The sequence below is a fragment of the Chryseobacterium paridis genome (assembly GCF_016595215.1).
GTDB classification, from domain to species: domain Bacteria; phylum Bacteroidota; class Bacteroidia; order Flavobacteriales; family Weeksellaceae; genus Chryseobacterium; species Chryseobacterium paridis.
Genome location: NZ_JAENHK010000010.1, coordinates 760577 through 772953 on the forward strand (window position 1 = coordinate 760577; position 12377 = coordinate 772953).

At 37.7% G+C, this 12377-nt stretch carries 10 protein-coding genes; 6 read left to right on the top strand and 4 right to left on the bottom strand.

Annotated elements, in window-relative coordinates:
* Positions 1-5: 5 nt before the first annotated feature.
* Complete coding sequence (locus JHL15_RS12890; RefSeq protein WP_200246297.1) at positions 6-464, top strand: NUDIX hydrolase; 459 nt, start codon at positions 6-8, stop codon at positions 462-464.
* Between the two features lie 6 nt (positions 465-470).
* Here JHL15_RS12890 and JHL15_RS12895 read toward each other — a convergent pair whose 3' ends face one another.
* The 3 genes from JHL15_RS12895 to JHL15_RS12905 form a co-directional block, all read right to left on the bottom strand.
* Positions 471-1082, bottom strand: coding sequence for an alpha-ketoglutarate-dependent dioxygenase AlkB family protein (locus tag JHL15_RS12895; RefSeq protein WP_200246299.1), 612 nt, complete (start codon positions 1080-1082; stop codon positions 471-473).
* Between the two features lie 75 nt (positions 1083-1157).
* Positions 1158-1328, bottom strand: coding sequence for a lmo0937 family membrane protein (locus JHL15_RS12900; protein ID WP_200246301.1), 171 nt, complete (start codon positions 1326-1328; stop codon positions 1158-1160).
* A gap of 70 nt (positions 1329-1398) precedes the next feature.
* Positions 1399-2169: an XRE family transcriptional regulator gene (locus JHL15_RS12905; RefSeq protein ID WP_200246303.1), complete on the bottom strand. Its 771-nt coding sequence runs from the start codon at positions 2167-2169 to the stop codon at positions 1399-1401.
* Positions 2170-2230: 61 nt separating this feature from the next.
* Between JHL15_RS12905 and dinB the strand changes: the two genes are divergently transcribed.
* Both dinB and JHL15_RS12915 read left to right on the top strand, forming a co-directional pair.
* A complete protein-coding gene (gene dinB, locus JHL15_RS12910; RefSeq protein WP_200246305.1) occupies positions 2231-3394 on the top strand; it encodes a DNA polymerase IV in 1164 nt (387 codons plus the stop codon).
* Between the two features lie 5 nt (positions 3395-3399).
* Entirely contained in the window at positions 3400-6456 is a 3057-nt protein-coding gene (locus tag JHL15_RS12915) for a DNA polymerase III subunit alpha (protein WP_200246307.1), read from the top strand.
* A 4-nt stretch (positions 6457-6460) separates the two neighbouring features.
* Here JHL15_RS12915 and JHL15_RS12920 read toward each other — a convergent pair whose 3' ends face one another.
* Positions 6461-7276 carry a DUF2490 domain-containing protein gene (locus JHL15_RS12920; protein ID WP_200246309.1) on the bottom strand — a complete coding sequence of 272 codons (816 nt, stop codon included), beginning with the start codon at positions 7274-7276 and terminating at the stop codon, positions 6461-6463.
* Between the two features lie 226 nt (positions 7277-7502).
* Here JHL15_RS12920 and JHL15_RS12925 point away from each other — a divergent pair, with 226 nt between their 5' ends.
* The 3 genes from JHL15_RS12925 to JHL15_RS12935 all read left to right on the top strand — a co-directional run bounded on the left by JHL15_RS12925 (position 7503) and on the right by JHL15_RS12935 (position 12273).
* A complete protein-coding gene (locus JHL15_RS12925) occupies positions 7503-7661 on the top strand; it encodes a hypothetical protein (protein ID WP_200246311.1) in 159 nt (52 codons plus the stop codon).
* Between the two features lie 185 nt (positions 7662-7846).
* A complete protein-coding gene (locus tag JHL15_RS12930; protein ID WP_200246313.1) occupies positions 7847-10804 on the top strand; it encodes a SusC/RagA family TonB-linked outer membrane protein in 2958 nt (985 codons plus the stop codon).
* A 5-nt stretch (positions 10805-10809) separates the two neighbouring features.
* A complete protein-coding gene (locus JHL15_RS12935; protein WP_200246315.1) occupies positions 10810-12273 on the top strand; it encodes a RagB/SusD family nutrient uptake outer membrane protein in 1464 nt (487 codons plus the stop codon).
* The last annotated feature ends 104 nt before the right edge of the window (positions 12274-12377 follow it).

Here is a 12377-nt window from a genome sequence, read left to right on the forward strand (position 1 = left end):
CGTTTATGAAAATAAGTGCAGGCATCTTACTATTTAAAAAAGAAAAAAACAATCTGTTTTATTTTTTAGTTCACCCGGGAGGTCCCTTCTGGAAAAACAAAGATAGTGGTGCCTGGTCCATTCCTAAAGGGGAAATAGAACCGGATGAAGATCCGCTGAAACGTGCGCTCATAGAATTTACAGAAGAAACCGGACAAGTCCTGGAAGGGGAATTTATCGAATTATCTCCAATCCGGCAGAAAGGGGGCAAAACAGTATATGCCTGGGCTATAGAAGGGGATATGGAAACCTCACAGCTTTTCAGCAATTCTGTACAGATAGAATGGCCGCCAAGATCAGGAAAACATATTGAAATACCAGAAGTGGATCAATGGGAATGGTTTGATGCTGATGAAGCAAAGATTCGTATTAATACAGCACAAATAGCTTTGTTATTAGAACTGGAAGAGCTGTTGCAAAAATAACCTATATTACAATTCCTTGATCAAACGAAAAGTAAGATTAATCCGGGGTTGCATTGGTTTTATAGATTTAGCGATCCGATGTTCCCAATGAAGCTGAAGATCACCTTTCATAATTAAAAGAGAACCATGGGAAAGAGGAAGACTGTACTTCAATTGATGATCATCCACTTTACGGAAATCAAAATTCCTTACCTGTCCTAAACTTACAGAAGCAATTACAGGCCTGTTACCAAATCTACTATCTCTGTCCCGATGCCACGCAACAGAATCATTACCGTTTCGGTATAAGTTTAATAATACTGAATTAAATGCATATCCTGAATTTTGTTCTAAACGCTCCTTCAATGCAAGTAACTCAGGAGTCCATGGATTAACCACAACACGGGTACCACTCAATTGATAAGATTTACCTTCATCTCCATACCATGCGGTCAGACGTGGTGTCAAAACCTCTTTATCGTACATTTTTTGAGTCGTCTGTATCCATGGAGCGGTTTCCATCAAAAACTCTTTAAGTGTTGTAGCTTCCTGTTCTGATAAAAAATCATCTGTATACTCCAATAACTCATGGGGAAACTGATAAGATTCGTCGGCGTCAAATAAACTAAGCTGATCCATTATAAGAAATATCACAAAAAAATATCCTTCACTGAGTTCTTATATTTTCGGTGAAGGATATTATTATTTTAAATTTTAATCAAGAGGCTTTCTTCCTGAAATAATATTATAAAGAACCACAATAATGGCGATAACCAATAAAACATGGACTAAATAACCGGTACTTATTCCCGGTATAATGTTTAACATCCCTAAAAGCCAAACAATAATACAAATGACTGCTACTAACCATAATAAACTTCTCATAATTGTATATTTTTAATTGATTTATGTAAATACTAGCATATTTTATGCCTTTTAAATCAAAAAAGAACCTTTATTTTTTTGAAAACTTATGATCCAGTGCTTTTATTTCCTTACGTAACTCCAAGAACATTTCCTTCACATTTTTAGTATCTCCCTCATTTTCAAACTCCTGAACAGAAATACTGCACGCATATTCCCAGATCTCCAACAGGTCATTTGTAAGGATATCATAAGGTTCATAAAAAGGATTATCAGCAGCTACATGAATTGTATTCTCTTTTCTGCTTTTAAATCTTTTATAGGTAATCCCATCATTTAACGTGACAAAAACATACGTCTTATCAGGCTTCAGATCCTCTGTTTTTTCAATATACTTTCCGACAATATAAGCGCCATCTTTAAAGGGCGGCATCGAATCTCCTTCTACAGGAAAAGCCCGGTATTTCCCATTCGTAAGAAAGGGTAACGAAATATTCTGAAGACTTTCAATATAACCAGGATCCGTATATCCGGACAGATATCCCATCGACGCTTTCTGAGGAATAATTTCAATGCTGTTATTTCCTGTTTGATCTACCACAACAGGAAGTACAATCCGGTTATCCGGAAGATTAACGATATCATCTAAAGGATATTTTCTGAGATCTATCGTTACCATCAGATCAATACTTATCCTGTAATATCGCGACATTTTGATCAATAACTCTATCGGAGGCTGGGAAGCACCATCTTCATATTTGGCATATCGGCCACGGGTAATAAATAGGTCATCGGCTACCATTTGCTGAGATTTTTTTAATTGATCTCTCAAATGCCTGATGTTTTCTGCTAAAATTGACATTGCTATAAATTATATCAACAAATATAATCATTTTGATACAAATTGTAACTAATTTTGTTCCGTGGAACGATCGATTGTACATATGGACCTGGATACATTTTTTGTATCCTGTGAGCGTCTTAATAATTCAGAACTTAACGGAATCCCTCTGATCATAGGAGGTGGAGACCGTGGAGTAGTAGCCTCATGTTCCTATGAAGCAAGAAAATTCGGGGTTCGTTCCGCGATGCCTATAAAAATGGCGCTTAAACTTTGTCCCGATGCTAAAGTGATCCGTGGAGATCATGAATTATATTCCAATCTCTCTCATCTGGTAACAGAAGTGATACAAAGTAAAGTTCCGGTCATGGAGAAGGCGAGTGTAGATGAGTTTTACCTTGATCTGTCCGGAATGGATCAGTTTTTCGGATGTTATCAGTGGACCAAAGAAATTGCAGCTGCGGTAACCAAAGAAACAGGACTTCCGATCAGCTTTGCATTATCGAACAACAAAACCGTTTCAAAAATAGGAAGCGGGGAGTCTAAGCCTGAAGGGAAACTGCAAATAGAACCTCAGAATATGCAAGGGTTTCTTAACCCTCTATCTATAAGAAAGATTCCAATGGTGGGTAACGCTACCTTTCAGCTTCTTTCAAGAATAGGAATCCGTACCATTCATACGCTATCTGATATGCCGGTCCTCGTACTGCAACAAATGATCGGAAAAAATGGAATTGAACTATGGAAAAAAGCCAATGGAATTGATGAAAATCCGGTCATCCCTTATTCAGAAAGAAAATCTATTTCAACAGAAAGGACTTTTTCAAATGACACGATGGATATGGTTTCTTTAAAAGGATTGATATCAGGAATGGCAGAACAGCTCGCCTATCAACTTCGGAAAGAAAAATGGCTGACATCAACGGTAACCATCAAGATCCGGTATTCCAATTTCGATACGGAAACCAAACAATGTAAAGTGTCTTATACATCGGCAGATCATACATTATCAAGGGTTGCCCTCGAACTATTTCAAAAAGCCTACACCAGAAGAATGCGTCTTCGCCTGGTGGGTTTACGCTTTACAGGATTGGTTCACGGAAATCATCAGATGGATCTTTTTGAAGACACCGAAGAACTGATGAACCTTTATCAGTCTATGGATTACATCAAAAATCGTTTTGGAGCTCAGGCTGTCGGCAGGGCTTCCGGATTTGATTTAGAAAATAAAAACAGATTACTCTAAAAGCTATGTTTCTCAATTGTCATTCTTTTCACAGCCTTCGTTATGGCACACTATCCATCAAAGAACTGGTAAAACAAGCTCAGGAATCAGGAGCCCAGGAATTGGTTTTAACGGATATCAATACCATTACCGCCATTTATGACTTTAAAAAAGAATGTGAAGATGCTGGTATAAAACCCATCGCCGGAGTTGAAATAAGGAAAGAGGGCAGGCTTCTGTATGTTGCTATCGCAAAAGAATTCAGCGGGATTGGAGAGATCAACCAAATGATTACGGATTATAACTGCAATGGAAAGGACCTTACGGAAGCCGCTCCGCAATTTGCCAATGTATTTGTGATATATCCCAAAGAAAATATTCCTGAAACACTTAGAGAAAATGAGTTTATAGGGATCCGGGAGGAAGAATTGACACTTCTTATCCGTACCGAATACCAGAACCTCATCCATAAAATGGTGGTTCTGCATCCGATAACATTCGCCACCAAAAAGGATTATAACCTGCACTATATTCTGCGAGCCATAGATAACAATACACTCCTCAGTAAACTCACTGAAGATGAAACCTGTCATAAAACGGAATATTTCAAACGGGAACGAAGTCTCCGTGATGCTTTTTATCAGTATCCAGAAATTATTAAAAATACACAGCATATCCTCAATACCTGTCATTTTGAATTTTCCTACAGAAATCAGATCAAAAATAAACAACACTATACCAGATCTAAAGAAGGAGATCTACGAATGCTCACTAAATTGGCTTATCTGGGATTAAAAAAACGCTATGGCTTAGATCATGAAATTGCCAGAGCAAGGGTTGAAAAAGAACTCCAGGTAATTGATCATTTAAATTTCAGTTCTTATTTCTTGATCGTCTGGGATATCATCAGATACAGCAACAGAATGGGATTTATGCATGTAGGACGAGGAAGTGGAGCCAACAGTATTGTAAGTTTTTGTTTAGAAATTACAGATATCTGCCCGCTGGAACTGGATCTGTATTTTGAACGTTTCCTCAATCTAAATAGGAAGACTCCACCAGACTTTGATATCGACTGGAGCTGGCAGGAAAGGGATGCTATTCTACAGTATATCTTTGATCGCTATGGAAAAGAACATGTAGCATTCTGCGGAACGAATGTTGAATTTAAGTACAAATCGATATTGCGTGAAGTAGGAAAAGTTTTTGGTCTGCCAAAAGAAGAACTGGATGAGCTGACCAACCAACGGATGGAACTGCATGATAAAAATCTGGTTGTAGAACATGTTCATAAATATGGTAAATTATTAGAAAAATTCCCTAATCAAAGGAGTATGCATGCTTGCGGAATTCTGATTTCGGAAGAACCTATTACCCATTTTACAGCACTTGAGATGCCCCCAAAAGGATTTCCTATTGTCCAGTTCGATATGAATGTGGCTGAAGATATCGGTTTTGAAAAGTTTGACATTCTTTCCCAAAGAGGTTTAGGAACCATTAATGATACCGTTAAGCTGATCAAAAAAACAAGGAATATAGAAATCGATATCCGGGACACTTTCATTTCTAAAGATGAAGAAGTATGCAATGAATACCTGGCACAAGGCAGAACAATAGGTTGTTTTTATATTGAGAGTCCTGCCATGCGAGGGCTTTTGCGAAGGCTGAAATGTGATAATTATAAAATTTTAGTAGCTGCGTCCTCTATCATCAGACCCGGGGTTGCCCAAAGTGGAATGATGCGAGAATACATCTTCCGGCATAATCATCCTGATCAGTTTGAATATTTTCATTCCGTATTTGAAGAGCATCTGAAAGAAACCTATGGGATCATGGTCTATCAGGAGGATGTGATCAAAATCTCCCAGTATTTTGGAGGATTATCATTAGCGGATGGAGATATTCTCCGAAGAGCGATGAGTGGAAAAGGCCGTTCCATTGAAAAGCTTCAGGAAGTAAAAGCAAATTTTTTTGAATCTTGTAAAAGAAAAGGACATTCATTAGAACTGACTGCTGAAGCATACCGCCAGATCGAATCGTTTGCCGGATATTCTTTCTGTAAAGCCCATTCCGCTTCCTATGCAGTAGAAAGTTATCAGAGTTTATATCTGAAAGTATATTATCCCCTTGAGTTTATGGTTTCTGTGATCAATAATATGGGTGGATTTTACCGTACTGAGGTGTACATTCATGAAACCAAAATGTCCGGGGGAATTGTCTGCAATCCTTGTGTTAACGCCAGTGATTTTCAAACCACATTACATGGAAAGGAAATCTATCTTGGTTTTATGCATTTGCAGGGGCTTGAAACCAGAATTGCTCATTTTATCATTGAAGAAAGAATCAGAAATGGAGATTACCAATCTTTGGAAGATTTTATCCGCAGAGTACCTATCGGAATAGAAACCGTACAGATTCTCATTTTCATCGGAGCTTTCCGGTTCACAGGAAAACAAAAAAATGAATTGCTGGTAGAAGCCAGAATGCTTTTGGTCAATTTCAAACCAGAGAATAGGGGACTCATGCTCATTGAAGAACCTGTTAAGGAATATAAGCTTCCTCAATTGAAACGGGAAACTTTTGAAGATGCCTTCGACGAAATTGAAATCCTCGGATTCACCGTTTCATGTAGCCCTTTTGATTTGCTACAGATTAAATACAGGGGTTCTGTTTTCGTAAAAGACCTTTTACAGCATCATAAAAAAGAGGTAAAAATGCTGGCTTATCTGATCTCCAGAAAACATGTTCCAACCAAAAAAGGGACGATGTATTTCGGAACCTGGATCGATGTGAACGGGGATTATTTCGATACCGCTCATTTTCCGGACAGCCTTGAAAAGTACAATTTTCAGGGAGGAGGATGCTATTTATTGCTGGGAACTGTAGAAGTTGATTTTCATTTTCCAACCATCACAGTTGCTAAAATGGCTAAAATGCCCTTCATTCCGGATCCGAGATACGCTTACGATAAGGATAAACAATACGACATCCATCGCCAGATCAAAGAAGATGTAAGCATGACCAACAGACCTCCTTACCCGCAGGCTCATGAAATCGGATTACCCAGAAATAGGCTGAAATAAATACCTATTTCTTTTTATATGGCAGATTCCAAATCACATCGGCTGCCAGATAATGAACTCCTCCTTTGTGAATACTGTGACTCCCTCTTATAAGATCATCCATATACCCAATATCCACCGTGAAAGGTGAATTCGGAATATTGAACATATAATAGGCAGCAATACGCATTTCCCTATATCCAAAAGGTGTCCATTCAGGCTCCGGTTCATTCAGGTAGCTTGTAGAAAATAATCCTTCTACACTTAATGCCAGCTTCTGGTTATTTTCTGATGGCAGGTTATAGGTGACCTGGCTTTTAATCCGCGTTCTTAATTGAAAATTCTCTTCCACGTTATGGAAGTCAGGATCAAAAAACTTTCTGAATTCCTGTCGGACTGTATTTTTCAGTTTCCATCTTTCTCCTAAGTTAAAAGTATATGCATATCTGCCGTAAATTCTGAATTCCTGCTCTGTGCCTTCTTTTTCATACGGTGAAACCTCATCATATTGAGGCTGACGACGGTAACTCAATGCATAACTATACTGTTGATGAGGAGCAAAAGAATGATATACCTCGTGGTTCAGTACCAGAATCGCTTGTTTCGAAAATAAATTATCCTGATCCTGTTCACTTTTACGACCGATTGCTACATAAGTTAAAGCTTGTTTATTCCCCAATGAATCCAACTGACGTCGGACACCAAATGCCCCCCAGAAAGCCGTATTCGCTTCTCCCAATCCGGGAGGGCTGATCTGGGCTTGTAAAAAACCTCCCAATAACAATAAGACTCCGGTAATTTTTCCTAATCTAAACGATCGTACACATAAAACATTCTCCATTGTTCCAAATTTAAAAGCTTTCCAGCTTTGATTATTATCTAAATATTTTTTAAAGTGTCGAAAATCGGGACAAAATCTGGAAGAATTCTGGAATCCATTTGCTATACATTTTTACTAGTCCACCAAATTAATAGACTAATATGATTTATCTCATGTCCCTACTTGATTAAGATTTGTGAATAATTAAATACTTTTGACCCAGTTAAAAAAAATAAACTTTATTCTCATGAATAAAACTTCATCACAGTCTTACTTACACACTCTTATGACAACTGGATCTATTCAAAATGAATATGGTGCAGATACTTGTCTTTCACAACATGATCTTACTTTACAGTATATGTGTTTTGATTTTATGATGTGCCATATGATGATGAAGGCATAACACTCCCTTACTGTAGAAATTAAACCCCTAATAATTAAAGGTTTTTAAAACAGGGATACCTCCTGCATATTTCAATTTTTCTCTGATAAACCTTCCTGAAAAGGAGGGAAGAGGATTATTATTTCTTACCCGGAAATAACAGTAAGCTCATATTTCATTTTAAACTCTACTAAAATTAATATATAATGAAGAAAAACCAATGTAAAATTGGTGCATTGGCCATGATCTTAATAGCAGAATTTGGCTTTGCACAAAACAGGGATAGCCTCTCCACCAAAGAGCAGTCTATCAAAGAAGTGGTGGTGGTTGCCTTTGGTAAACAGAAAAAAGAAGAAATAACAGGATCTGTACAGTCTTTAAAAACAAAAGACATTGCTAATCTTCAAAACGGAAACGTCCTTCAGGGAATTGGAGGAAAGGTAGCCGGAGTGCAGGTTATATCTTCAGGTCAGCCAGGTTCTCAGCCTACCATCAGAATGAGGGGAATTGGATCGATCAATGCCTCCAGTGATCCGCTGATTGTACTTGACGGCATCCCGTATAGCGGAAACCTGAACAGTATTCCAGGATCAGATATCGAGAGTATTTCCTTTCTTGAAGATGCTTCCTCTAATGCATTATACGGATCAAGAGGAGCCAATGGAGTAATTATTGTCAATACCAAAAGAGGCAAATCTACAGGTCTTCATGTAGAAGCAGATATTAGAACTGGGGCTAACTTCAGATCCATAGAGGACTATCCTGTTTATACTTCACCACAAGATTATTACACTGCTTACTACAACCGTGCAAGAATCGGTGAAATTGCAAGATTGACACAACCGGGTGCAATTCCTTCAGGTGCCAGTCCGCATGAAGTCGGCATTACAGCCCTGAATAAGTTGGGATATAATGTCTATAATGTACCGTTTAATAATCTGATAGGATCGGATGGTTCTTTTAATCCGAATGCTCAATTATTATATCAGGATAACTGGAAAAAACTGATCTTCAAACCCGGATTGAGAAGAGAAGCCACTGTAGGAATCAATGCCAATAGTGAACAGGTAAAATCTTATACTTTCTTAAACTACCTGGATGATCAGGGCTATCTTATCGCTTCCGGATTTGAAAGGTTTGGGATCAGATCCAATCTGGATTATACCATTACTCCCAAATTAAAATTAACCAGCAGTTTATCATATACCTACAGCAAACAGGATTTTGGTGAATCAGGAGGTTTTTCCAACCCGTTTCAATTCGCAAGAAACATAGCTCCTTTCTATCCGGTTTTCTTAAGAAATGATAACTATCAGATAGTGTATGACAATAACGGGAATACCCTGTATGATTATGGTGACGGGCAAGGTCCCAATGGAGCAACAAGATCTTATGCGGTTTTTGAAAATCCGGCAGGGAACCTGCAGTCCAATAAATCCCAAACCGTTAATAACATTTCCAACATCAACCTTGGTCTTAACTATGAAATCTTTAAAGGACTAGATTTTACATATAATTTTGGAGGCTATCTGGAAAATACCAGGGCATTGCAATTTGGAAACACAGTAGGAGGGACCTCTTCATCTGTTGGAGGTACGATTTCAAAGGAATCTGTTTTTAGATATACTTTGAATCATCAGCAATTGCTTACGTATCAGAAAAAATTAGGGAAACACAACTTCAATATCCTTATCGGGCATGAATTAAACAAAATAAAAAATGACGGTTTCTCAGGATCAAAACAGCAGCTTTTATTACCAAATTCCCTGTCCTTCGATAATGCAGTAAAAATAACGGATCTATCAGGAGCCGGTTATGAATATGCTGTGGAAGGTTATTTTTCAAGATTACTTTATAATTATGATGGTAAATATTTCTTTAACGCCAACATTCGACGAGACGGTTCTTCTGTTTTTTCACCAGACAGCAGATGGGGTAATTTCTATGGATTAGGAGCGGCCTGGAATGTAACTAAGGAAGATTTCCTTAAGGACAACAGCGTGATCAATTCTTTACGATTAAAAGCTTCTTACGGACAACAAGGAAATGACAATATATTATTAAATGATGGTACCAGAGATTACTACGCTTATCAGGACATCTATGGAATCAATAACTTCGGAGATGACAAACCCGTTCTTTCGCTTAAAAAACAAGGAAATAGAGATTTAAAATGGGAAACGTCTAAGAATCTGAATGCCGGTTTTGAAATTTCTCTTCTTAAAAACAGAATCAATCTGAACGCTGATTATTTTGAAAGAAAGGTATCAGATATGATCTATACCCTTCCGTTACCTCCATCCAATGCAGGATCATATGTAAAATATGGGAATATCGGAGACATGATCAACAAAGGAGTTCAGGCTAATCTGAGTGCAGAGATCCTTCGTTCCGATCAATTCCAATGGAATGTATATGCCAATGCTACCCATTATAAAAATAAAATCACCAAATTACCGGCAGAGCAAAGAGCTACAGGTCTTGTTTCGGGTCTTTTTATCCTAACTGAAGGAGGTGACCGATATACGTATTATCTGAAAAAGTTTGCAGGAGTAGATCCTACCAATGGAGATGCACAATGGTATCGTACCGCAATCAACCCAACCACTCAAAAAGAAGAAACGACCATAACTAAAAATTATAAAGATGCTACCGATTACAATACGGGTAAGTCTGCTATTCCTAAAGTATATGGTGGTTTCGGGACAGATTTCACGTATAAAGGGATCAGCCTGGCTGTTAATTTTGCTTATCAGTTTGGGGGATATGGTTATGATGACATTTACAGATCATTATTCCATTCAGATACCTATGCATCCAATTATTCCACAGACCTGAGTAAAACGTGGACACCTGAAAATCCAAATGCTGTATTGCCACGAGTAGATCTGACTTCTACCAATCAAAATGGAAACTCTACGCTTTATTTGATAAAATCAGACTATATCAGCCTTCAGGATGTTACATTATCTTATCAGCTACCTGATGGTTTTCCACAACAGGCAGGTTTATCAGGTCTTAAAATTTATGTTACCGGAAACAACCTCTATTTATGGTCCAAAAGAAAAGGGTATGATCCCCGGGCTTCATTAACAGGAGTATCCGATCCATACAGATATTCGTTACTGTCAAGTGTTTCTTTAGGCTTTAAACTAACATTTTAAAAAATATGAAAACAATACAATACTTTATAGCAGCAATATTCATAGGGGTTATTATGAATAGCTGCGCCAATGATCTGAATACAGTTCCCGATGGAGATATATCCGGTGAACAATTGAACAATGATCAATCATCCCCGGAAAAAATTCTGGGTGGAATATACCTGGATCTTCGAAGTAATGGAGCCGGAGGTACTACTTTACACTCGGACTTTGGTATTATGGCCATTAAAGCAGGATCCGACCTGATGTCTAATGATGTCATACAATCTACCAATCAGCATTTAGGAATGTTCTACAATTATGATGCTACCAATGCCAGTAATTCTGCATCAGAATTTGTATGGACTACTTTTTATGCAAGGATATTTGTGATTAACAAACTTCTTGATGATCTGAAAAAGAATGGTAATGCCAATAATAAAGCAATCAAAGGACAGTTACTTGCCTTAAGAGCATATTCCTATTTTTATCTGATCCGTTTTTATGCCAACGATTATAAAAACCATCAGTCAGAGCCTGGAGTTCCTTTGGTTCTTACAACTAATAATCCAAACCAAGGACTTTCAAGGGCGATCGTATCCGATGTGTACAAACAGATCATTAGCGATATTGAGGAATCTATTGTGCTTCTGGACAGCTATGCACGTCCATCCAGAGCTCAGATAGACCAAAGAACGGCAAAAGCTATTGCCTCTGAAATCTATTTGGAAACTGGAGATTATATTAAAGCCGGAAAGTATGCTGATGAAGGAAAACAGGGAATAGCGCTGATGACCGAAAATGATTACACCACTACAGGGTTTTCAAACATCAACAATCCGGAAGTATTATGGGGTTTCCATAACACCATCTCTACGATGAGTATTGGGAATTACTATGCCTCATTTTTCTCCATGTTTGATAATACAAACGAAGGATATGCTGGTGCAGCAAAAATTCACAAGCTGATTGACAAACGTCTTTATGAGGCTGTACCAGAAACGGATTACCGTAAAAAAGTATTCAATGGAGCTCAAAGCGCAACCTATACTTTTAATGCAAAAACAAAAAACTATCCTCCATATGTGAGCTGGAAATTTAAAGATCCAAGTCTTTTTGAAGGAGATTACATCTATATAAGAGCCTCCTCACTTTATTATATACAAGCTGAAGCATTGGCAAGACAGGGCAGAGAGACTGAAGCAAGACAGGTTTTATTTGAAATCACATCAAAAAGGAATAACGCTTATACCTTGTCAACAAAAACAGGAAATGAATTAATTAATGAAATTATCCTACAGAAAAGGATAGAGCTTTGGGGAGAAGGCTACGATTGGTTTGATATGAAAAGATTAAATGTTCCTCTTGAAAGGATTTACCCGGGAAGCAATCATACTTTCGGAAAATTCAATCTGACACCAGATAAGTTCAGGTTCCAGATCCCTAATAAAGAGATCAATAACAATCCACAGATCAAGCAAAACGATTAAAACACACAGTTCATTCATATTAGCAAATTATTTAGCAATTTGTGGCCGGAGTATTTAAAATGCTCCGGTTTTTTTATTTTAATATAATCAATAGCATACATTTT